The organism is Streptomyces sp. SolWspMP-5a-2, assembly GCF_900091845.1.
Lineage (GTDB): Bacteria > Actinomycetota > Actinomycetes > Streptomycetales > Streptomycetaceae > Streptomyces > Streptomyces doudnae.
In genome coordinates, this window is sequence record NZ_FMCI01000035.1 from 15,301 (window position 1) to 39,188 (window position 23,888).

At 71.7% G+C, this 23,888-nt stretch carries 8 protein-coding genes and 1 pseudogene; 4 read left to right on the forward strand and 5 right to left on the reverse strand.

The window, feature by feature from the left end:
- Positions 1–18: 18 nt before the first annotated feature.
- Complete coding sequence (locus GA0115242_RS02370) at positions 19–2,040, forward strand: heavy metal translocating P-type ATPase (protein ID WP_093823958.1); 2,022 nt, start codon at positions 19–21, stop codon at positions 2,038–2,040.
- A 79-nt stretch (positions 2,041–2,119) separates the two neighbouring features.
- Here GA0115242_RS02370 and GA0115242_RS02375 read toward each other — a convergent pair whose 3' ends face one another.
- From GA0115242_RS02375 to GA0115242_RS02385, 3 genes are all read right to left on the reverse strand, one after another.
- The gene (locus tag GA0115242_RS02375; RefSeq protein WP_256089352.1) at positions 2,120–3,811 is read right to left on the reverse strand and encodes a 3-hydroxyacyl-CoA dehydrogenase family protein; all 1,692 of its coding nucleotides are present in this window, start codon (positions 3,809–3,811) and stop codon (positions 2,120–2,122) included.
- Positions 3,812–3,864: 53 nt separating this feature from the next.
- A complete protein-coding gene (gene ccrA, locus GA0115242_RS02380; protein ID WP_093823962.1) occupies positions 3,865–5,238 on the reverse strand; it encodes a crotonyl-CoA carboxylase/reductase in 1,374 nt (457 codons plus the stop codon).
- 446 nt (positions 5,239–5,684) lie between these two features.
- Positions 5,685–6,476, reverse strand: coding sequence for an AfsR/SARP family transcriptional regulator (locus GA0115242_RS02385; protein ID WP_093823964.1), 792 nt, complete (start codon positions 6,474–6,476; stop codon positions 5,685–5,687).
- Between the two features lie 957 nt (positions 6,477–7,433).
- Here GA0115242_RS02385 and GA0115242_RS02390 point away from each other — a divergent pair.
- From GA0115242_RS02390 to GA0115242_RS02400, 3 genes are read left to right on the forward strand one after another with little or no spacing between them, the layout of a single operon-like run.
- On the forward strand, positions 7,434–9,326 hold the full coding sequence (locus tag GA0115242_RS02390; protein WP_256089353.1) for an HAD-IIIC family phosphatase: 1,893 nt from the start codon (positions 7,434–7,436) through the stop codon (positions 9,324–9,326).
- Positions 9,319–9,549 (forward strand): acyl carrier protein, encoded by a 231-nt coding sequence (locus GA0115242_RS02395; protein WP_093823968.1) that lies wholly within the window; start codon positions 9,319–9,321, stop codon positions 9,547–9,549. Before GA0115242_RS02390 ends, GA0115242_RS02395 begins: the two co-directional genes overlap by 8 nt.
- On the forward strand, positions 9,546–10,439 hold the full coding sequence (locus GA0115242_RS02400) for a 2-oxo acid dehydrogenase subunit E2 (protein ID WP_256089354.1): 894 nt from the start codon (positions 9,546–9,548) through the stop codon (positions 10,437–10,439). Before GA0115242_RS02395 ends, GA0115242_RS02400 begins: the two co-directional genes overlap by 4 nt.
- Positions 10,440–10,572: 133 nt before the next feature.
- Here the strand turns inward: GA0115242_RS02400 and GA0115242_RS02405 are convergent, their stop codons facing one another.
- Together GA0115242_RS02405 and GA0115242_RS42280 are read right to left on the reverse strand one after the other, a co-directional pair.
- On the reverse strand, positions 10,573–17,232 hold the full coding sequence (locus GA0115242_RS02405) for a type I polyketide synthase (RefSeq protein ID WP_093823970.1): 6,660 nt from the start codon (positions 17,230–17,232) through the stop codon (positions 10,573–10,575).
- Positions 17,233–17,272: 40 nt separating this feature from the next.
- Positions 17,273–23,866, reverse strand: a pseudogene (locus tag GA0115242_RS42280) (SDR family NAD(P)-dependent oxidoreductase); the annotation flags it as partial.
- Positions 23,867–23,888: the final 22 nt, after the last annotated feature.

Consider the following 23,888-nt stretch of genomic DNA (forward strand, 5'->3'; position numbering starts at 1 on the left):
TCGAAGGGTCGCTTCGCCATGTCCTCTGCCCTGGACCGACGGGCCGCGCCGTCCGCCGACCCGTCGCGGTCGGCACCCCCGCGCCGCCGGACACGTCTGCTGGCGCTGCCCGAAGCCCGGTGGGCGCTGGCGTCCCTGGCGCTGTTCCTCCTGGCCCTGCCCGTCCATCTGCTCGACGGGCCCGCCTGGCTGTGGGGCGCGCTGTTCGCCGCCACCTGTGTCACGGGCGGCTGGGAGCCGGGCCGGGAGGGGCTGAGGGCCCTCAGGGGCGGGACCCTGGACGTGGATCTGCTCATGGTCGCGGCCGCCCTCGGCGCGATCGCGATCGGCCAGGTCCTCGACGGCGCCCTGCTGATCGTCATCTTCGCCACCTCCGGCGCCCTCGAAGCCGTCGCCACCGCCCGCACCGCCGACTCCGTGCGCGGCCTGCTCGACCTCGCCCCCACCACCGCGACCCTGCTGCTGCCGGACGGCGGCGAAGTGAGCGTCGAGACCGAACGCCTCGCGGTCGGCGACACCGTCCTCGTCCGGCCCGGCGAACGGATCGGCGCCGACGGACAGGTCGTCGACGGTACGAGCGACGTCGACCAGGCCACCATCACCGGCGAGCCCCTGCCGGTGACCCGACAGCCGGGGGACGAGGTCTTCGCCGGCACCGTGAACGGCACCGGCGCTCTGCGGGTGCGCGTCGGCCGCGACCCCTCGGACTCGGTGATCGCCCGGATCGTGCGGATGGTCGAGGAGGCGTCCGCGACCAAGGCCCCCACCCAGCTGTTCATCGAGAAGATCGAGCAGCGGTACTCGCTCGGCATGGTCCTCGCGACCCTCGCCGTCCTCGCCGTCCCCCTCGCCCTCGGCGACGACCTCCGGTCCGCGCTGCTGCGGGCCATGACGTTCATGATCGTCGCCTCGCCGTGCGCGGTCGTCCTCTCCACGATGCCGCCGCTGCTCTCGGCGATCGCCACCGCCGGACGGCACGGCGTCCTGGCCAAGTCCGCCGTCGTCATGGAACGCCTCGGTCAGATCGACACGGTCGCTCTCGACAAGACCGGCACCCTCACCGAGGGCACCCCGCGCGTCACCTCCGTCCACCCCCTGCCCGGCTCCGGCCCGGACGAGTCCGCGCTGCTGGCCCTGGCCGCCGCTGCCGAGCGCCCCAGCGAACACCCCCTCGCGCGGGCCGTCGTGGACGCCGCCCGCGAGCGCGGCCTGTCCCCGCGCGAGGCCACCGCGTTCTCCTCGGTCCCGGGCGAGGGCGTCACCGCCACCGTGGCGGGCCGCACCGTCCGGGTCGGCTCTCCCGCACGGCTGCCCGACACCGGCGCGGGGGAGCCGTACCGGCGGGTGGTGCGCGACCTGGAGGACGCCGGGCACACCGCGGTGGCCGTCCTCCAGGACGGCGTCGTCGTCGGGGTGCTGGGGATCGGGGACCGCCCGCGCCCCGACGCACGGGCCACCGTCGCCGCCCTCACCGCCCTGACCGGCCGCGCCCCCGTCCTGCTCACCGGCGACAACGAGCGGGCCGCCCGCCGCCTGGCCGCCGAGGTCGGCATCACCGACGTCCGCGCCGGGCTGCTGCCCGAGCAGAAGCTGGCGGCGGTCGAGGCGTGGGAGGCCGAGGGACGCAGGGTGCTGGTCGTCGGGGACGGCGTCAACGACGCCCCCGCGCTGGCCGCCGCGCACTGCGGGACGGCCATGGGCAGGGCGGGCTCCGACCTCGCGCTGGAGACCGCCGACGCCGTCGTCGTCCGCGACGAACTGGCCGCCGTACCCGCGACGGTCCAGCTCTCCCGCACCGCGCGCCGCCTCGTGATCCAGAACCTGGTCGTGGCGGGGACGTGCATCAGCGCCCTGGTCCTCTGGGACCTCCTCGGCACCCTCCCCCTGCCGCTCGGCGTCGCCGGGCACGAGGGGTCCACCGTGCTCGTCGGCCTCAACGGCCTGCGCCTGCTGCGCGCGTCCGCCTGGCCGCGCGTCACCGGGACACCGCACGACGGCCCGAGTGCGCGCCCCGACTCCGCCGCTCCCGACCGGAGTTGAGGCGGTCCGGCCCACGCGGCGGGGGCCGGGGGAGCGGCAGGACGGCTCTCCCGGCCCCCGGTGCGGGAGCCTCGTCGGCTCAGACCGTGCGGAAACCCGTCCCCGTCTTGCGCCCCAGGTGGCCGAGGGCGACCAGGTGGCGCAGGGAGGGGGCCGGGGTGAAGTCCTCGGTGCCGAACGTCTCGTGCAGCCGCTCCAGGATCGCGAGCGACACGTCGAGACCCACCGTGTCCAGGAGCGTAAACGGCCCCAGCGGGAAGCCGAGCAGCGACTCGACGGCGCTGTCGACCTCGCCCAGGTCCAGGGAACCGCTGCTCTCCACCGCGCCGATCGCGTGGTTCAGGTACGGGAAGAGCAGGTAGTTGACGATGAACCCGGTCCGGTCGCCGCAGCCGACGGCGGTCTTGCCGAGCCGCTCGCACAGGGCGCGGGCGGCGGCGTGCGCCGGATCGCTCGTCGCCTCCGTGCGCACCACCTCGACCAGCCGCATCACCTGGGCCGGGTTGAAGAAGTGCATGCCGATCACGTCGTCGGGCCTGCCGGAGGCGGCCGCGCACGCGGCGACGGAAAGGCTGGAGGTGGTCGTCGCGAGGACCGTGCCGGGTCGGCACACCTTGCCGAGCTGCTCGAACACCGTCCGCTTGACCAGCAGGTCCTCGACGACCGCCTCGACGACGAGGTCGCAGTCGAAGAGGACGGCCGCGTCCTGCTCGGCGCGCATCAGGTCGAGCGCGGCGCGCGCGGCCTCCGGGGCGAGCCTGCCGCGCGAGACCGACCGGTCGAGGGACGAACCGACGGCCGCGCGCGCGGCGTCGGCCCGCTCGGTGGTCCGCCCCACCAGCGTGGTCCGCACCCCGGCGAGCACCAGGGCCTGCGCGATGCCGCGCGCCATGGTCCCCGTGCCCACGACCCCCACGTGCTCGACCGCCGGGGCGCTCTCCGGGGCACGGTCCGGTGCCGCCGGGGCGATGCGCAGCCCCGCCGCGTCGTAGGTGTAGAAGCCCTGTCCGCTCTTCCGCCCCAGTCGGCCGCTGCCGATCATGCGCTCCAGCGCGGCGGGCGGACGGTGGTACGGAAGGCCGGTACGCCGGTGCAGGTCGGCGAGTTCCCGGTGGACGGTGTCGACACCGACCGCGTCGAGCATCTCCAGGGGACCGGCGGGCAGGCCGCAGCCGAGCCGCATCGCGGTGTCGATGTCCTCGCAGGACGCGTACCCCGCCTCGTGCAGCGCGGCGGCGCGGCCGAGATAGGGCAGCAGCAGTTCCCGGGCGACGGCCGTGTCGGTGCCCCGCGGGGCGAGGGTCCGGCCGAGCTGCGACACCAGGTCCTCGGCCGCCGAGACCGCCTCGGGCGCCGTCATCGTGGTGGGCACCACCGCCGCCCCAGCCCTGGGCGACGCGGGGACCGCGAAGCGCACCCCCACCACCTGCGCCGGACGGCCGGACGCGACGGCGAGCGCGGGCACCGACAGCGCGCCCGTCGTCGTGACGAGGGCGGTGACGCGCGGGCACAGCGCCCCCAGCCGCCGCAGCACCTCCGCCTTGCCCTCGAACTCCTCGGACACCGCCTCGACGACGACGTCGGCCTCGCCCAGCGTCTCCAGCTCGCCGCTCACCTCGGCCGATCCGGCCCACGGACGCACCGCCGCGACGACCTCCGGGTCGCTGTCGACCCCGATGACCCGGACCCCGCCCGCGTCCAGCGCGCGCAGCACGCTCAGCCCCAGCGAGCCCAGGCCGACCACGCCGACCACCCTGTGTTGCTCAACCACGGTTCCACTCCCCTGACTTCACGATTCGTTCGACCTGCGGACCGCGCACGGGGTCAGCCCTCGTCGCCGACGGCGCCGCCGTCGGATGCGGGCGGCGTGCGGAAGCGGTCGATGGCGTCCAGGTGTTCGGAGCGCAGGGCGTGGTTGCGGACGCCCATGCCCTCGCGGGGAGCCAGGGCGAGCACGCCGATCTTGCCCTGGTGCACGTTGTGGTGGACGTCCGAGGCCGCCTGGCCGGTGTCCTTCAGGCGGTACGTCCTGGACAGCGTCGGGTGGATGCGGCCCTTCACGATGAGCCGGTTCGCCTCCCACGCCTCCCGGTAGTTGGCGAAGTGCGAGCCCACGATCCGCTTCAGCGACATCCACAGGTACCGGTTGTCGTACTCGTGCAGATAACCGGAGGTGGAGGCGCAGGTGACGACGGTGCCGCCCTTGCGGGTGACGTAGACGGAGGCGCCGAACGTCTCCCGGCCCGGGTGCTCGAAGACGATGTCGACGTCCTCGCCGCCGGTCAGTTCCCGGATGCGCGCCCCGAACCGCTTCCACTCCCTGGGGTCGTGCGTCCGCTCGTCCTTCCAGAACCGGAAGTCCTCCGCGGAACGGTCGATGACGGCGGTGGCGCCCATGGCCCGGCACAGCTCGGCCTTGCGCGGGCTGGAGACCACGCAGATCGGGTTGGCGCCGCCGGCCAGCACGAGCTGGGTCGCGTACGAGCCCAGTCCGCCGCTCGCGCCCCAGACCAGGACGTTGTCGCCCTGCTTCATGCCCGCGCCGTTGCGGGACACCAGCTGCCGGTAGGCGGTCGAGTTGACCAGCCCGGAGCTGGCCGCCTCCTCCCACGTCAGCCGCTCCGGCTTCGGCATCAGCTGGTTGGCCCTGACCAGCGCCAGCTCGGCGAGTCCGCCGAAGTTGGTCTCGTAGCCCCAGATCCGCTGCTCCGGGTCGAGCATCGTGTCGTTGTGGCCGTCCGAGCCCTCCAGGTCGACGGAGAGGCAGTGCGCCACCACCCGGTCGCCCGGCCGCCACCGCCGCACGCCGGGCCCGGTGCGCAGCACCACGCCCGCGACGTCGGAACCGATCGTGTGGTAGTCCCGGTCGTGGCGCGCGGCCGAACCGCCGGTGCGTCCGTAGCGCTCCAGCAGCGAGAAGGTCGACACCGGCGAACCGAGCGCGCTCCACACGGTGTTGTAGTTGATGGCGCTCGCCATGACCGCGATCAGCACCTCACCGACCTCGGGCTCCGGGGTGGGCACGTCGTCGTGGTGGATGGACTTCCTGGTGTCGCGTTCCTGGGGCGGTATGCCCTCGAACATGTCGCGTTCGCCGCGCAGCAGCACGGCCGCCTTGTGCGACTCGGGAATCCGCAGCGCGGCGAAGTCCTCGGAGACTGCGTCGGGCGATTCGATCGTCTCGATGATGTGCTGCATCACGGACCTCTCTGTCGAAATTCGGCATGGCTCGGAACAGGCGACGGCCGTGGCGGTGGGGCGAATTCCGTGGTGCGCCGACGACACGGCCCGAGGTCCCCGCCGGAGGGAGAGCCCGGCTGATCGAGGGGGGACGGACGAGAAAGGGGGCGTGTGTCAGGCACACCGATGGGAGAGGGAGAAGCCGCGTGCGAAGGGCGCGGCGTCCGGGTGCTGTTGCGACACTCATCGGGACCGTAGCAGCGCGGACCGAGCACGAACAAGCGCGGCCGTGCGCTATCACGGCCGCGGCCGGTGACCGGCGGAGTTCATGATCGGTGAAGTTAGCGAGGTGCAAGCACGGTGCGAGAAATGACTGGAACAGTGAGGCCCAACGATTGCCGGAACGGGCAGCGTCGAAGGCCGGGAGAGGGCTTCGGGGAAGGAAGGTGGTGCGGCCGGGCCGCCTAAGTGGGACGGGGCGTCCAACTCGCTGGATAGGCGGTGCTGAGGACGGTCTTGTCCTTGTTGAGGATTGCCTCGTGCAGTTGACGCAGGGAACGTCCCGGACGCAGTCCGAGACTGTCGGTGAGGGCGCAGGCGCGCTCGTAGACGTGCAGGGCGTCCGCCTGCCGCTGCGACCGGTACAGAGCGAGCATCAGATGCTGGTAGAACACCTCGTGATGCGGATGATCGGTGATCAGCGAGTACAGCACACTGATCATCTCGCGGTGCCGGTCGAGCAGGAAGTTCGAGACGATCAGCATCTCCAGGCATTCCAGCCGCAGTTCTTTGATCCGCTGGGTGAAACTGTTGATGGTCGGACCACCTTGCAGACCGTCGAGCGGGGAACCGCGCCAGACCGAAAGCGCCTCCCTGAGCGCGTCGTTCGCCTCTTTCGCGTGACCGGCCGCCAGTTCGGCACGCCCGCGCCGGAGGGCCTCCTCGAAGAAGTGGAGGTCGAGGTCGTCGGGTCCGAGCCGAAGGACGTATCCCGAGGTGCGGGTGGCGATCAGATCGTCGCGTTCACTCGCCTGCGCGAGCAGCTTGCGCAGTTGGGAGACATAGGCGTAGAGGCTGGCCGAGGCGTGCTTCGGTTGGTTCTCGTCCCACAGTTCGGCGAGGAGATCCTTCGTCGGCACTATCTGGTCGGACCTGATGAGCAGCGTGGCCAGTATGATCTCGACTTTTCGGGTGCTGGAGACGAACTCCTCGTCCCCCGCGGTGATTCTTAAAGGCCCCAGAATTTCATAGCGCATGGACTAACCTTTTTTACCTTCCGGGGCGGCGGGTCGTACAGCTGTGGCGGGCATCCTGCGGGTTGCCCTGAAGGGAATTCACGTCCCACGCCCCGCGTTCTCGCGGAGGCGGACTCCGTCGGCGGGTGACGGGTCGGTCGACGCCCCCCGCTGCGGACGGTTCGGGGCCGGGACGCACGGTCCACGGTCGCCGGGATGACGGCGCGTGGTCGTGGCGTCGGTGTGGACAGGCGGGCCGTCTTTTGTCTCCGGGCGACGCAACGCGCTCCGCACCTCCCCCGTCTTCATGGTGGACGAGCGGTCCACCGCCGGACCGGCGTCGCGTTGCCGACGATGGTTTCGTCGCGACGCTCGGCGAGCCCCCTCCTCCCCTGAGGTTCGGCGGGGGTCTCCCGCCGCGCCGAACTGGCGTGATGTCGCCACTACTTTCCGTGCAGATGGCGACAGCGGCCCGTCCGGCTACCGGAATTATAGTCCTATGGGCCTTCGGGCCGGTATCCGGAAATGCGCGTGTCGCGAGCGCGCCGCACGACTCCCGCACCGGCGAGGCCCGTTCGGCCGGGATCCCGAACACCGCCCATGACGGCACGTGGGAACAGGTGTGAACCGGTACATCGTGCGACAGGCCGCACCGGACGAACCGGACCGTTCGGTAACCGCGTTGCCCGCGGCCCGACATCACCCGCGTCGGCGCCCAGCACCTGAGTGGCACTTAGTGCCTCCCCAATTCGCGCCACTTCGGGAAGAGGTGCCGGGACGAGACCCCGGCAGGCCGGAAAGAGACCATGCGCCACCCGGCGGCCACCACCCCACCGGGCTGCCTATTGGAAGCTTTGTGACAGATACCTGTTAGCGCGGAAACCTACGATATTCGCGCTGGAAGGCCCGGGTCCTCTCACCGTTGACGACCGGTTTTCCTCCGTTGCAGGCGTATTGAGGAGAATGGTGAAACCTGTCGTGCCCTCGGACTCAACGCCCGATCCCGCTGACGAACTGTCGCGCCTGTTCTCGACCGGAGAGGCGGTCGCCCGCTACCCGCGCGTCACCGAACTCCTCGCCGCGGTGGAACCACCCGCGTTCACACGCGCCTGCCACCAACTTGCGCGGCTCGACCCCGACGCGGTCGCCGCGGCCCACCCCGATCGCCCCGCCGTCACCGTCGCCATCACCGGACACGGCACCCTCTCCACCCTCGTACCACCCCTCACCGGCGAACTCGCCCGGCACGGCATCCTCCTGCGCCCCCACGTGAGCGACTTCGACAGCTACGTCTTCGACCTCCTCGACCCGGACAGCGACCTCTACGGCCACGGAGCCGACCTCACGCTGTGCGTGCTCGACCCGATGATCGTCTTCGACGAAGTGCCGGTCCCCTGGCGGCCCGCCGACGTCCAGCGGGTCCTCGACGAGAAACTGCGCACCCTGGAACGGATCGCGGCCACCTTCGCCACCGCCTCCCGCGGCATGCTCGTCCTCAACACGATCCCGCTGCCCCGCCGGTTCACCGCCCAGCTCGTCGACCACCGCTCCAGGAGCGAACTGGGCGCCGTCTGGCGCGAGGCCAACGCCCGCCTGCTGCGCCTGGCGACCTCGGCACCGAACCTCGTGGTGATCGACACCGACCCGCTGGTCGCCGAGGGCATCCCCGTCACCGACGCCCGCATGAGCACCTACGCCAAGGCCCACCTCTCCGCCGAACTCCTCGCCCGCTACGCCCGCGAGACCGGCCACCTGGCACGCCACAGCGCGGGCAGGACCAAGAAGTGCCTCGTCCTCGACCTCGACGGCACCCTGTGGGGCGGAGTCCTCGGGGACGACGGCGTCGAGGGCGTCGAACTCTCCGACAGCCCCAAGGGCGAGGCGTTCAACGGCGTCCAGCGCGCCGTGAAGCAGATCGGCTCCCAGGGCGTCCTCGTCGCGGTGGTCAGCAAGAACGAACTCGACCTGGTCCGCGCGGCGTTCCGCGACCGCGACGACGCGGAACTGCGCGAGGACGACTTCGTCCGCGTCATCGCCAACTGGCGCCCCAAGCACGACAACCTGAAAGAACTGGCGCAGACCCTCAACCTCGGCGTGGACAGCTTCGTCTTCGTCGACGACAGCGCCCTCGAATGCGGCCTGGTACGCAGCGAACTCCCCGGCGTCGCCGTCGTCCGCGTGGACGGCGACCCCGCGCTGCACGTCGAGAAGATCCTCCGGGACGGCTGGTTCGACACCCCCGAACTCACGGCGGACGACCAGCAACGAGTCGTCCGCTACCAGGAAGAACTCGTCCGCAAGGACTTCCTCGACAGCTTCGACTCCGTCCAGGACTTCCTGCGCGAACTCAAGGTCACGGTCCGGCTCGCCCCCGTCCAGGACGCCGAGATCCCACGCGTCTCCCAACTGACGCTGCGCACCAACCAGTTCAACCTGACCACGCACCGCCTCCAGCAGGCCCAGGTGCGGGAACTGGCGGCCGGCCCGGACACCCGCGTCCTGACGATCCACTCCGGCGACCGCTTCGGCGACAACGGACTCGTCGGCGCCGTCTTCACCAGGCGGCACCAGGACGCCCTGCACATCGACAACTTCGTCCTGAGCTGCCGGGTGTTCTCCCGCGGCATCGAGCAGACCGCGCTCGCCGCCGTCCTGGAACAGGCCCGCACCGACGGCCTGCGCGCCGTGTACGCAACCTACCGGCCCAGCAAGAAGAACGGCGCGGTGCGGGACCTCTACCCCCGCTACGGATTCACCCCCGGGACGGAGGACGGGGACACGCTCGTCTTCCGCCACGACCTGCGCCTGCTACCCGACCGACCCGAGCACGTGTCGCTCCACGAGGACCTACAGGTGGAATGTGATGACTAGTATCGACGAATTCGTCTCCATCGTGCGTGATGAACTCGGCCTCCCCGTCACGGCCGACGACGTCGACCTGAGCTTCGACGAGCTGCCGGGCTGGGACTCCGTACAGATGCTCTGGCTGCTCACCATCCTGGAGCAGCGCACCGGCAAGAGCCTCTCCCTGCCGGACATGCTGGAGGCCCCCAGCCTCGCCGGGCTCCACAAGCTCGTGGTGGCGGCCCGGTGAACGCCGCGCCCCTCGCCCCCGAACGGCGGCCCACCTTCTACTTCCTCGACCACATCAAGTCGTTCTCCCCGGTCTTCCTGGACACCGAGGTCGACATGACGGCCGTGCTCCGGCACCGGGCGGACGCGCGGGCCGGGGGCCAGCACTACTCCCTCGTCTCCTACGTCGTGCACGCCGCGGGACGCGTCCTCGCCCGGCACCCCGAGGCCAACGCCGCCATCCGGGGCAGCTTCGCCCCCAAGGTCGCCAGGTTCTCCGGGGTCTCCGGCAAGGTGACCTTCGACAAGACGGTCAACGGGCGGCGCGTGGTGCTGTCCACCGTGCTGCCCGACGTGCACGAGGCCGCCCAGGCGGACATCCAGCGGCAGATCGAGACCATCCGGGACGGCGACCCGGAGACGATGCCGCAGCTCGCGAAGATCAGGGCGCTGCGCAAGCTGCCCGTGCCGCTGGGCCGGCTGGTCTTCCGCACGGGCATCCGCGGCCTCACCCGCCGGCCGCAACTGGTCGGCACCTTCGCCGTCACCTCCCTGGGCCACAGCGCCGTGGACAGCTTCCACTCGGTCGGCGGCACGACCGTCACCCTCGGCGTCGGCAGGATGTCCGACCGTCCGGTCGTCCGCGACGGAGCCGTCACCATCGCCCCGATGATGCGCCTCAGCCTCGCCTTCGACCACCGTGTCATCGACGGCGCGGAGGCGGCCGACGTGCTGACCGACCTCAAGACGCGGCTGGAGGAGTTCGGCTCCGACACCCCGGAGCCGACCGCCACCGCGGCGACCACGCCCGAGCCCGCCACCACCGGGGCGACCACCACCGGGTCCGCCGCCACCGGGTCTGCCGTCACCGACGGGACCGCCACAGCCGAGGACGTGCCGGTGGCGCCCTGACCGGCATCCCCGCACTCCTCACACTTCCCGCAGGTCTCGCAAGGCCCGCGGTTCCCACAGGTCCCGCAGTTCCCGCACTCCTCGCACGGTGAAGGGCCCCGGTCTCCGACCGGGGCCCTTCACCGTCACCAGGTCAGCGCTTCTCGCGCAGCTCCTTGTTGATGAAGTCGAGGATCTCGCTGGCCGAGGCCGACTCCATCCGCCGCGCCACGTCCTGCACCGGCGCGGTCTCCACCGTCCGCAACTGCCGCCACTTCGTCATGACGGTCTCCAGCCGCAGCGCGATCCGCGCGTGGGTCTCCTCGTCCGGCTCCTCCGTCAGCCCCGCGAGCGCCGACTCCAGACCGGCCAGCTCCGCCAGCATCGGCGGCTCCGCCTCCGGCAGGTCGGGAGCGAGCTGCTCCCGCAGGTACCGGGCCAGCGCCGAGGGCGTCGGGTGGTCGAAGACGAGCGTCGCAGGCAGCCGCACACCGGTGCTGGCACTCAGCTTGTTGCGCAGCTCCACCGCCGTCAGCGAGTCGATGCCCAGCTCCTTGAAGGCGCTGTCCGTCTCGATCGCCGACGGATCGGTGTGCCCGAGCGTCGCGGCGAGCTGGTCCCGGATCAGGTTGACCAGCACCTGGTCACGCTGGCGGTCGCTCATCGGCGCCAGCCGCTCGGTCAGACCCCCGCGCCCCTCGCTCTCGGCCGCGGCGCCCGCGAGCGCCCGCCGTCCGCCCTTCACGAGGTTCTGGAAGAACGGCGGCAGCCGGTCCGCCGAACCCCGCAAGGCCGCGTGGTTGAGCCGGGCGGTGACGAGACCGGCGCGGCCCGAGGCCAGCGCCGCGTCGAACAGGGCCAGCCCCTCGGCGCTGCTCATCGGCGCGATGCCGTTGCGGTTGATGCGGCTGAGGTCGGTCGTGTTGAGGTGCTGGGTCAGACTGCTCGCCTGCTCCCAGAACCCCCAGGCCATGGAGGCGGCCGGCAGCCCGAGCGCCTGGCGGTGATGGGCCAGGGCGTCCAGGAACGTGTTCGCGGCCGCGTAGTTGGCCTGCCCGGGGCTGCCCAGCGAACCGGCCGCCGACGAGTACAGCACGAACGCCGCCAGATCCAGGTGCCGGCTCTGCGTGTGCAGGTTCCAGGCGGCGTCGGCCTTCGGCAGCAGCACGGTGTCCAGGCTGTCCAGGGTGAGCTTCTCCACCGTGGCGTCCTCCACCGCACCCGCCGTGTGCACGACGGCGGTGAGCGGATGCGCCGCGGGCACCTCGGCGAGCAGCGCGGCGAGCTGTCCCGCGTCGGCCGTGTCACAGGCCGCGACGGTGACCTCGGCACCGAGCCCGGTCAGCTCCTCGCGCAGCGCCCCGGCGCCCTCCGCGCGCGGCCCGCTGCGGCTGACGAGCAGCAGCCGCCGGACCCCCTGACCCACCAGGTGCCGGGCCAGCAGACTGCCCAGGGTGCCGGTGCCACCGGTGATCAGCACCGTCCCGTCCGGGTCCAGCGCGCGCGGCACGGTCAGCACCATCTTGCCCACGTGACGCGCCTGGCTCAGGAAGCGGAACGCCTCCGGAGCCTGCCGGATGTCCCACGCCGTGACCGGCAGCGGACGCAGCGCCCCCGCCTCGAACAGCCCGAGCAACTCCGTCAGGATCTCCTGGATGCGGTCGGGACCGGCCTCGAACAGGTCGAAGTTCGTGTACACCGCCCCCGGGTGCGCCGCCGCGACCGCCGCGGGATCACGGACGTCCGTCTTGCCCATGTCCACGAAGCGGCCGCCCCTCGGCAGCAACCGGAGCGACGCGTCCACGAACTCCCGGGCCAGCGAGTTGAGTACGACGTCCACTCCCTGACCGCCGGTGGCCGTCAGGAACGCCTCCTCGAAGTCGCAGGTGCGGGAGGAGGCGATGTGCGCGTCGTCGAAGCCCATCTCGCGCAGGGCGTCCCACTTGCCCGGACTGGCCGTGGCGAAGACCTCCGCGCCCCAGTGCCTGGCCAGTTGCACCGCGGCCATGCCCACACCGCCCGCCGCCGCGTGCACGAGCACCTTCTCGCCCGCGCCGAGCCGCCCCAGGTCGCCGAGGCCGTAGTACGCGGTCATGAAGACGACCGGGACGGCGGCCCCCTGCACGAACGACCAGTCGTCGGGCATCCGCACGAGCATGCGGTGGTCGGTCACCGCCTCGGAGGCCATGGAGTGCGGGACGAGCCCCATCACCCGGTCACCGGGCGCCAGTTCGGCGACCCCGGGACCCACCCCCGTCACCACACCGGCGGCCTCACTGCCCAGGTGGGCCGCCTCGCCCGGGTACATGCCCAGGGCGATGAGGGCGTCACGGAAGTTCATGCCGGTCGCCCGCACCGCGAGCCGCACCTCGCCCGCCGCCAGCGGGACGTCCCCGGTGGACATCGCCGCCAGCGTGAGGTGGTCGAGCGTCCCGGCGCCCTCCAGCTCCATCCGCCAGGCCGCCGCGCCCTCGGGGGCCGACAACACCCGCTGCGCGTCGAGACGGTTCAGCCGCGCCGCGTACACGGCCCCGTTGCGCAGGGCCAGTTGGGGCTCGTCCGTCGCCAGGGCCGCGGTCAGCGTGCCGAGGGACGACGTCGCGTCGTCGATGTCGAGCAGCGTGAACCGGCCGGGGTGCTCCGACTGCGCCGACCTCAGCAGACCCCACAGCGGGGTGTCCGCCAGCGAGATCGCGGTGTCCGCGCCGGACTGCCCCCAGGCCGCGTTGCGGGTGACGACCACGAGCCGCGACGCCGTGAACGCCTCCGTCGCCAGCCACTCCTGGAGCACCGGCAGCACCGCGCGCACGGCCGCGTGCGCCCCGCCGACGGGACTGTCGGCGTCCGTCGCGGAGGCGTGGGGGAGCAGCACCACCTCGGGCACCGCGGCACCCTCCTCGATCGCCGCGCCCAGCGCCGCGAGGTCCGGATAGGCGGTGGCGCCCAGCTCCGCCACGGGCACCTGCCCGAAGCCGGAGTCCGTGCCGACGACCCGTCCGGTGAGCGTCGCCCAGGTGACGGACGGCGCCGCCGCCCCGGCCGCGACCGGGACCGCCGTCCAGTCCACCACGAACAGCGGCAGCGACGGCGACCGGCGCGAGCCCAGCGCCGCCAGTTGCTCGGGCGGCAGCGGACGGGTGGTGAAGGCGTCCACCGTGGCGACGGGCGCACCGCCGGCGTCCGCCAGAACCAGACCGACGGTGTCGTCGCCGGTCGGGGTGAGCCGGACGCGCAGGTGACGGGCGCCGGTCGAGTACAGCTCGACCCCGGACCAGGAGAACGGCAGCCGCATCCCCTCGGATCGGTCGCCCCCGTTCTCCAGCGCGTCCAGGCCCAGGGCGTGGAGCGCGGCGTCGAGGAGCGCGGGGTGGATGTCGAAGGCACCGGTCCCGGCGTCGCCCGTGACGGTGCCGGTCTCGGGGAGGGCGATCTCCGCGTAGGTGTGCTGGTCGTCGCGCCAGGCGGCGGTGAGGCCCTGGAAGGCGGGGCCGTAGGTGTAGCCGTGCTCGGCCAGGAAGGGGTAGGCGCTGTCCACGGCGACGGGCGTGGCGCCGGCCGGTGGCCAGACGGTCAGGTCGGGCGTCTCACGGGCCGGGGCGGTCGTGGTGAGCGTGGCCGTGGCGTGCACGGTCCAGGGGATCGTGTCGTCCGGCGCGGCGGACCGGGGACGCGACCGCACGGTGAGAGCGCGTCGTCCGTCGAGCGCGGGGGCCAGGGTCGCCTGGAGGTCGAGAGCGGGCCCGCTGAGCAACAGCGGCGCGTGAAGGGTCAGTTCTTCCAGATGGGGGTGTCCGGTGTGGTGGCCGGTGTGCAATGCCAGGTCGACGAACGCGGTTCCGGGGAGGAGCGGGGTGCCGGTGATGGCGTGGTCGGCGAGCCAGGGGTGGGACTGGAGGGACAGCGTTCCGGTGAACACGCGGCTTTCGTCCGGGAGTTCGAGGCTCGCGGTGAGGAACGGGTGCTCGGCGGCTTCGAGCCCGAACGCGGAGGCGTCGCCCGCGCCCGCGGGAGTGTGGGTGAGCCAGAAGGGCTGGTGCTGGAACGGGTAGGTGGGCAGGTCGACGAGATCGCCGGTGACGGGCACCGTGTGCCGCGTCCAGTCGATCGTGGTGCCGTGCGCGTGCACCAGGGCGGCGGAGGAGAGGAACTGGTTCCAGTCGCCCTTGTGGCGGCGGAGGGTGCCGGTGGTGAGGGTCGGGGTGTCGTGGTGGTCGGTGGTGTCGAGGATGTCCTGGACGCTCGTGGTGAGGACGGGGTGGGTGCTGATCTCGATGAGGTGGTGGTGCCCGTCGGCGACGAGGGTGCGGGCGGTGTCGCTGAAACGGACGGTCTGCCGCAGGTTCCGGTACCAGTAGTCGGTGTCGAGGGTGAGGGTGTCCTCGACGAGGGCGCCGGTGACGGTGGAGTAGAAGGGGGTGTGGCCCGGCTGGGGGGTGATGTCGCGTAGGTCGTCCAGGAGGCGGTCGCGGACGCTTTCGAGGTGGGCGGAGTGTCCGGGGACGTCGGAGGGGACGGTGCGGGCGTCGATCTTCTGGGCGGCGCAGGTGGCGAGGAGGTGTTCGAGGGAGGGGGTGTCGCCCGAGACGATGGTGGTGTGGGGGCCGTTGTGGGCGGCGATGCTGATGCGGTCGCTCCAGGGGGCGATGAGTGCTTCGGCCTGGTCGGCGGGCAGGGGCAGGGAGACCATGCCGCCTTGTCCGGAGATCTGGCGGAGGGCTTGGGAGCGGAGGGCGACGATGCGGGCGGCGTCGTCGAGGGTGAGGATTCCGGCGATGTGCGCGGCGGCGATCTCGCCCTGGGAGTGACCGATCACGGCGTGGGGCTGGACGCCGTGGGACTTCCAGAGGGCGGCCAGCGACACCATCGTCGCGAAGAGGACGGGTTGGACGACGTCGATGCGGTCGAGGGACGGCGCGTCGGGATGCTCCTGGATGACGTCCAGGAGTGACCAGTCGACGTGCGGCGCCAAGGCATCCGCGCAGGCGTGCAGGTGGGTGCGGAACACGCTGCTGGTGTCGAGGAGTTCACGTCCCATGCCCGGCCACTGCGAGCCCTGCCCCGGGAAGACGAACGCGACCTTGCTCGCCGTACGGGAGCGGTGATCGCTGGGACCGGTCACCAGGTGGGGCGAGGGGCGCCCTTCCTGCAACGCGCTCAGCCCGTCCAGGAGTTCGGCACGATCGTGCGCGATCACGGCCGCGCGGTGCTCGAACGCCGTACGCGTGGCGGCCAGAGCGTGCGCGATGTCCCCGGTGCCGACCTCGGGACGCGCCGCGGCGAACGCGTGCAACCGCGCGGCCTGTTCGGTCAGCGCGTCCGCCGACTTGCCCGACACCAGCCAGACATGCGGCCCGCCGACGACGGTGTCGGCCTCGGCGTCCGTCTCGGTCTCGGCGTCGGCGTCGGCCGGAACGTCGGTGTCGCCGGGCGTCGTCGGAGGCTGTTCGAGGATGAGGTGGGCGTTGGTGCCGCTGATGCCGAAGGACGAGACGGCCGCCCGGCGCGGGTGGTCCGTGACCGGCCACGGCGTCCGCTCGGTCAGGAGACTGACGGCCCCGCTGCTCCAGTCGACGTGCGGCGTGGGCTCGTCGATGTGCAGGGACTGCGGCAGGACACCGTGGCGCATGGCGAGGATCATCTTGATGACCCCGGCGACCCCCGCGGCGGCCGCGGTGTGCCCGATGTTGGACTTGATGGAGCCCAGGTGGAGCGGCTGCTCGGCGGAACGGTCCTGACCGTAGGTCGCCAGCAGGGCCTGCGCCTCGATGGGGTCACCGAGCTTGGTGCCGGTGCCGTGCGCCTCGACGGCGTCCACCTGGTCGGGGGTGAGCCCGGCGGCGTCCAGCGCCTGCCGGATCACCCGCTCCTGGGACGGGCCGTTGGGGGCGGTGAGTCCGTTGCTCGCCCCGTCCTGGTTGACCGCGCTGCCGCGCACCAGGGCGAGGACGGTGTGCCCGTTGCGCCGGGCGTCGGAGAGACGCTCCAGCATGACCAGGCCGACGCCCTCGGAGAACCCGGTGCCGTCCGCGGCCGCGGCGAACGGCTTGCAGCGGCCGTCGGCCGCCAGCCCGCGCTGCCTGCTGAACTCGGCGAAACCGTCCGGGTGGGAGAGCACGGCCACACCGCCCGCGAGGGCGAGATCGCACTCGCCGTTGCGCAGGGCCTGGGCCGCGAGGTGGATGGTGACCAGGGAGGAGGAGCAGGCGGTGTCGATCGTCACGGCCGGGCCTTCGAGCCCGAGCACGTACGACACGCGCCCCGACGCCACGCTCGCCGTGCTGCCCGTCAGCAGGAAACCCTCCAACTCCTCCGGCGGGCGGCTGATCTGGGGCGCGTAGGACTGGACGACACCCGCGAACACCCCGGTGCGGGTGCCGCGCAGGGAGGCCGGGTCGATGCCGGTGCGCTCGCAGGTCTCCCAGGCGCATTCGAGCATGAGCCGCTGCTGCGGGTCCATGGCGAGGGCCTCACGCGGGCTGATGCCGAAGAACTCGGTGTCGAATCCGCTGACGTCCCGCATGAAACCGCCGTGCCGGACGGTCGACTTCCACGGCACCTCCGGATCGGGGTCGTAGATGCCCTCCAGGTCCCAGCCGCGGTCGGAGGGGAAGTCGACGATGGCGTCCGTCCCGGACGCGACCAACTCCCACAGATCCTCCGGGGAGGACACGTCCCCCGGCAGCCGGCAGGCCATTCCCACGACCGCTATCGGCTCCTGCTTCCCCTCCTCATATTCCCGCAGACGCTTCTGGGCTTGGCGCAGTTCGGCCATCGAACGGCGCAGGTAGTCGCGGAGCTTTTCCTCGTTCGACATGTGTGTCACCTCGTACGGAGTTCAGTTGACGGTGAAGGGTTCACGCGAAGTTGTTGTCGAAGGCTTCGAAGAGTTCTTCGTCGGTCGCGGAGTTCAGATCGTCGTCGCGTGATTCCTCCGACGCCTGGTGAGTCCTGTTCCAGCGCCGCACGAGGTCGTTGAGGCGGGTCGTGATCTGTTCCTGCTGCTGCTTGTCCGTCGCCGCCGTCGCAAGTGCCTTCTCCAGCCTGCCCAGTTCGTCGAGCACGGAGAGCGAGGCCGCGTCCTCGGTGGTGGGGATGTGTGTCTGGAGGTAGGTGGCGAGGGCGGTGGGGGTGGGGTGGTCGAAGATGAGGGTGGTGGGGAGCCGGGTTCCGGTGGTGGCGCTGAGCTTGTTGCGGAGTTCGACGGCCGTGAGGGAGTCGAGTCCCATCTCCTTGAACGCCTGCTGGTCCTGCACGGCGGCGGGGCTGGTGTGGCCCAGGACCTCCGCGATGTGCGTGCGGACGGTGTCGAGAAGGACGGAGTGCTGCTGCTCGGCGGGCAGAGCGGCGAGGCGCTCGACGAGCGTGCTGCTCTGGCCCTGCGCGGCGGTGTGCGCGGTACGGCGGGCGGCACGCTGGTTCAGTCGGCTGAGCAGCGGATTGCTCTTGAGGACGGTCGGGTCGAGACGGGCCGCGACGAGGTGGGCCTGCGCGCTGGTGAGGGTCTGGTCGAAGAGCGCGAGGGCGTCGTCGGTGGCGAGCGGGGTGATCCCGGTGCGGTTGATGCGCGCGTGATCGGTGCTGTCCAGGTGGCTGCTCATGGTGCTCGCCTGTTCCCAGAGTCCCCAGGAGAGGGAGGAGGCGGGCAGGCCGTGGGTGTGGCGGTGCTGGGCAAGGGCGTCGAGGAAGGTGTTGGCGGCCGCGTAGTTGGCCTGACCGGGGTTCCCGAGGGTGCCCGCGGCTGAGGAGTAGAGGACGAAGGCGGAGAGGTCGAGGTGCTGGGTCTGCTGGTGCAGGTTCCAGGCGGCGTCCGCCTTCGGACGCAGCACGGCGTCCAGGTGGTCCGGGGTGAGGTTGGGAAGGGTGGCGTCCTGGAGGATGCCCGCGGTGTGCACGACCGCGGTCAGGGGGTGCGCGTCCGGGACCGACGCGAGGAGCGCGGCGAGCTGGTCCGCGTCGGCGGTGTCGCAGGCGCTGACGGTGACGTCCGCGCCGAGGTCGGTCAGTTCCTGGCGGAGCTGATCGGCGCCTTCTGCCTGAAGCCCGCTTCGGCTGGTCAGGAGCAGATGGCGGGCCCCGTGACGGGTGACGAGGTGGCGGGCGAGGAGGCTGCCGAGGGTGCCGGTGCCGCCGGTGACGAGGACCGTGCCGTCCGGGTCGAAGGGCGTGGCCGGTGGGACGGTGAGGACGATCTTTCCGGTGTGGCGTGCCTGGCTGAGGAACCGGAAAGCGTCCGGAGCCTGACGGATGTCCCAGGCGGTGGTGGGCAGCGGCCGGAGGGTTCCGTCGTGGAACAGCGCGCCGAGATCGGCCAGCATCTCCTGGATACGGTCCGGACTCGCTTGGTACAGGTTGTAGGCCTGGTAGGTGACGTCGGGGTGGTCGGTGGCGATCTGGGCGGGGTCGCGGAGGTCGGTTTTGCCCATTTCGAGGAAGTGTCCGCCGTGGGGCATGAGGCGGAGGCTGGCGTCGATGTATTCGCGGGCGAGGGAGTTGAGGACGATGTCGACGCCGTTGCCGTGGGTGGTGGTGCGGAACTTGTCCTCGAATTCGAGGGTGCGGGTGGAGGCGATGTGGGTGTCGGGGATGCCGTGGTGGCGGAGGGTGTCCCATTTGCTGGGGTGGGCGGTGGCGTAGGTGGTGAGGCCGAGGTGGCGGGCGAGTTGGAGGGTGGCTTGTCCGACGCCGCCGGCGGCGCTGTGGACGAGGAGGGTCTGTCCGGGGCGGGCGTGGGCGAGGTCGGTGAGTCCGTAGTAGGCGGTGAGGAAGGCGACGGGGGTTCCGGCGGCTTGGGTGTGGGTCCAGTGGTGGGGGGTGGTGGTGATCATGCGGTGGTCGGTGATGGCGGTGGAGCCGATGCCGAAGAGGCCCATGACGCGGTCGCCGGGGTGGAGGTGGGTGACGTCGGGTGCGGTTTCGGTGATGGTGCCGGCGCCTTCGCCGAGGGCGGGGTGGCCGTCGTCGGGGACCATGCCGAGCGCCATGACGACGTCGCGGAAGTTGAGTCCGGCGGCGTGGACCTTGATACGGACTTCACCGGGGTTGAGGGGGCGGTGGGCGTCGGGGTGGGGGACGAGGCTGAGGCTTTCGAGGGTGCCGTTCCCGGTCCGCTCGATCCGCCAGTCCGTGGCGGGTGCGGTGAGAGTGGGTTGCGCGGTGGTGCGGGTGAGCTTGGGGGTGTAGGCGGTGGCGTTGCGCAGGGCGAGGTGGGGCTCGTGGGTGGTGGTGAGGGTGTGGGGGATGGCGTGGAGGCTGGTGGGGTCGTGGTCGATGTCGAGGAGGCGGAAGTGGTCGGGGTGTTCGGCTTGCGCGGTGCGCAGGAGGCCGGTGAGGGCGGCTTGGGCGAGGGAGGTGATGTCCTCGCCGTCGTGGATCGCGTTGGCGCGCTGGGTGAGGAAGACGAGTTGGGTGTCGGTGAGGCGTTCGTCGTCCAGCCAGTGCTGGAGGAGACGCAGGGTGCGGCTGGTGACGTCCCGGACGTGGGCGTGGGCAGGTGAGGCGTCCTTGGCGGAGGTTGTGCAGGTGGTGATGACCATGGCGGGCGCGGGTTGTCCCTCGGTGAGGGCGGTGAGCAGGCCGTCCAGGTCGTCGTAGCGGGCCGCTTTCTCCCCGGTGTCGTCGGTGAGGGCGGTGACGAGTCGGGTCGCGAACGCGTCGTCCTCCGCACCCGCCAGAACAGCCCAGGTCGTCGCGGTGGAGGGGGCGGACGTGCTCTCCTGCTGGGGCAGGGTCGTCCACTCGATCTGGAAGAGGCTGTCGCGGACGGTCTTCGCGGTGTCGCTGAGTTGCTCGGTTGGCAGCGGGCGGGTGGTGAGGGCGTCGATGACGGCGACCGGGGCGCCGAGGGTGTCGGCGAGGTCGATGCGGACGGTGTCGTCGCCGGTCGGGGTGAGCTTGACGCGCAGGTGGCGGGCGCCGGTCGAGTACAGCTCCACCCCGGTCCAGGAGAACGGCACCGAGACGGAGTCGCCGGGGGAGCCGAGCCTCTGGAGAGCGATGGTGTGCAGGGCCGCGTCGAGCAGGGCCGGATGGATGTCGAACGCGCCGACCCCGGACTCCTCGTCGAGGGTGACCTCCGCGTAGATGTGCTGGTCGTCGCGCCAGGCGGCGGTGAGTCCCTGGAAGACGGGGCCGTAGGTGTAGCCGTGCTCGGCCAGCGTCGGATAGGCGTCGTCCACGTCGACGACCGTGGCGTCGGCCGGTGGCCAGACGGTCAGGTCGGGCTCCTCGTGCGCCGGACCGGCCGTGGTGAGGGTGCCGGTGGCGTGCACGGTCCAGGCGGTGGTGTCGTCCGGGCTGCTGCTCTGCGGACGGGTGCGGATGGTCAGCGTGCGGCCGGTGTCCCCGGGCGGCGAAAGGGTGGCCTGGAGGTCGAGGGGGCGGGTGCTGAGCAACAGCGGTGTGTGGAGGGCGAGTTCCTCGACGTAGGGGTGGTCGGTGTGGTGGCCGGTGTGCAGGGCGAGGTCCACGAAGGCGGTACCCGGGAGCAGGGGTGTGCCGGTGATCGCGTGGTCGGCCAGCCATGGCTGGAGGTAGGTGGAGAGGGTGCCTGTGAACACGCGGCTGTCGTCGGGGAGTTCGAGGCTCGCGGTGAGCAACGGGTGCTCGGTCGCGTCGAGTCCGAAAGCGGAGGCGTCGCCCGCGCCCGCGGGAGCGTGGTTCAGCCAGTAGCGCTGGTGCTGGAACGCGTAAGTGGGCAGGTCGACGGGCTTGTTGGTCGCCGGCGCGGTGTGGCCGTTCCAGTTGACGCTGGTGGTGCCGTGGGTGTGGAGCTGGGCGGCGGAGGTGAGGAATTGTGCCCAGTCGCCCTTGTGGCGGCGCAGCGTGCCGGTGGTGAGGGTGGGGGTGTCGTGGTGGTCGGTGGTGTCGAGGATGTCCTGGATGCTGGTGGTGAGGACGGGGTGGGTGCTGATCTCGATGAGGTGGTGGTGTCCGTCGGCGACGAGGGTGTGAGCGGTGTCGGTGAAGCGGACGGTCTGGCGGAGATTCCGGTACCAGTAGTCGGTGTCGAGGGTGAGGGTGTCCTCGACGAGGGCGCCGGTGACGGTGGAGTAGAAGGGGGTGTGGCCCGGCTGGGGGGTGACGTCGCGGAGGTCGTCCAGGAGGCGGTCGCGGACGCTTTCGAGGTGGGCGGAGTGCCCGGGGACGTCGGAGGGGACGGTGCGGGCGTCGATCTTCTGGGCGGCGCAGGTGGTCAGCAGATGTTCGAGGGAGGGGATGTCGCCGGACACGATGGTGGTGTGGGGGCCGTTGTGAGCGGCGATGCTGATGCGGTCGCTCCAGGGCGCGATGAGCGCTTCGGCCTGGTCTGCGGGCAGGGGCAGGGAGACCATCCCGCCCTGTCCGGAGACCTGTCGAAGGGCTTGGGAGCGCAGGGCGACGATGCGTGCGGCGTCGTCGAGGGTGAGGATTCCGGCGACGTGCGCGGCGGCGATCTCGCCCTGGGAGTGACCGATCACGGCGTGGGGCTGGACGCCGTGGGACTTCCAGAGGGCGGCCAGCGACACCATCGTCGCGAAGAGAACGGGCTGCACCACATCGATGCGGTCGAGGGACGGCGCGTCGGGATGCTCCTGGATGACGTCGAGGAGTGACCAGTCGACGTGGGGGGCGAGGGCGTCGGCGCAGGCGTGCAGGTGGGTGCGGAACACGGTGCTGGTGTCGAGGAGTTCGCGTCCCATGCCCGGCCACTGCGAGCCCTGGCCGGGAAAGACGAACGCGACCTTGCCCGGAACGCGGGGCTGGTGCTCGGCGGGGCTGCGGACCAGATGCGGCGACGGCTTCCCGTCCCGCAACGCGGCCAGCCCGTCGAGGAGTTCGGCGCGATCCTGCGCGATGACGGCGGCCCGGTGGTCGAAGGCCGTGCGGGTGGTGGCCAGGGCGTGCGCGATGTCGTCGGTGTCCACGTCCGGGCGGGCGGTGGCGAACGCGTGCAGCCGTTCCGCCTGATCGGCCAGCGCGTCGGCCGACTTGGCGGACACCAGCCAGACCCCCGGCCCGTCCGTCACCTCGTCGGCGCTGTCCGGCTCGGCCTTCTCCGGTGCGGTGGGCTCGGACTCCGGTGCGGCGGTGGCCTGTTCGAGGATGAGGTGGGCGTTGGTGCCGCTGATGCCGAAGGACGAGACGGCCGCCCGGCGAGGGTGGTCCGTGGTCGGCCACGGGGTGGGCTCGGTGAGCAGGCTGACGCTGCCGGTGCTCCAGTCGACGTGCGGGGTCGGCGCGTCGATGTGCAGGGACTGCGGCAGGACACCGTGCCGCATGGCGAGGATCATCTTGATGACCCCGGCGACCCCGGCGGCGGCCGCGGTGTGCCCGATGTTGGACTTGATGGAGCCCAGGTGGAGCGGCTGCTCGGCGGAACGGTCCTGACCGTAGGTGGACAGCAGGGCGTGCGCCTCGATGGGGTCGCCGAGCTTGGTGCCGGTGCCGTGCGCCTCGACGGCGTCGACCTGGTCGGGAGTGAGTCCGGCGTTGGCGAGGGCCTGCCGGATCACCCGCTCCTGGGACGGGCCGTTGGGGGCGGTGAGTCCGTTGCTCGCCCCGTCCTGGTTCACGGCGCTGCCCCGGACCACCGCCAGCACGGTGTGGCCGTTGCGCTGCGCGTCGGAGAGACGCTCCAGCATGACCAGGCCGACCCCCTCGGCCCAGCCCGTGCCGTCCGCGCCCGCCGAGAACGGCTTGCAGCGGCCGTCGGGTGAGAGTCCGCGCTGCTTGCTGAACTCGACGAACTCGTCGGGACCGGACAGCACCGTGACGCCACCGGCGAGGGCGAGGTCGCACTCGCCGTTGCGCAGGGCCTGGGCGGCGAGGTGGATGGTGACCAGGGAGGAGGAGCAGGCGGTGTCGATGGTCATGGCCGGGCCTTCGAGCCCGAGCACGTACGACACGCGCCCCGACGCGACACTCGTCGTGCTGCCCGTCAGCAGGAAACCCTCCACCTCCTGCGGGGTCTGGTGGAAAGGCGGCGCGTAGGGCTGGGAGATGACCCCGGCGAAGACCCCGGTGCGGGTGCCGCGCAGGGAGGCCGGGTCGATACCGGTGCGCTCGCAGGTCTCCCAGGCGCACTCCAGGAGCAGCCGCTGCTGGGGGTCCATGGCGAGGGCCTCACGCGGACTGATGCCGAAGAACTCGGTGTCGAATCCGCTGACGTCCCGCATGAAACCGCCGTGCCGGACGGTGGACTTGCCGGGAACCTCGGGGTCAGGGTCGTAGAGCCCGTCGACGTCCCAGCCGCGGTCGGTGGGGAATCCGGCGATGGCGTCCGTGCCGGACGCGACCAGCTCCCACAGGTCGTCCGGGGACGACACGTCTCCAGGGAACCGGCAGCCCATTCCCACGACCGCTACCGGCTCCTGCTGGTGCGACTCGTACTTCACCAGACGCTGGCGTGCCTGGTGCAGTTCCGACGTGACCCTCTTGAGGTAGCCGCGGAGCTTTTCTTCGTTCTGCATGACAGATTCGTTCCTCTGGGCT

What these genes read in the sequence shown, in the direction of transcription:
- GA0115242_RS02395 (WP_093823968.1), top strand. Translation starts at nt 9,319, where the DNA reads ATGACTAGTATCGACGAATTCGTCTCCATCGTGCGTGATGAACTCGGC.
- GA0115242_RS02370 (WP_093823958.1), top strand. Translation starts at nt 19, where the DNA reads ATGTCCTCTGCCCTGGACCGACGGGCCGCGCCGTCCGCCGACCCGTCG.
- GA0115242_RS02405 (WP_093823970.1), bottom strand. Translation starts at nt 17,232, where the DNA reads ATGTCGAACGAGGAAAAGCTCCGCGACTACCTGCGCCGTTCGATGGCC.
- GA0115242_RS02385 (WP_093823964.1), bottom strand. Translation starts at nt 6,476, where the DNA reads ATGCGCTATGAAATTCTGGGGCCTTTAAGAATCACCGCGGGGGACGAG.
- ccrA (WP_093823962.1), bottom strand. Translation starts at nt 5,238, where the DNA reads ATGCAGCACATCATCGAGACGATCGAATCGCCCGACGCAGTCTCCGAG.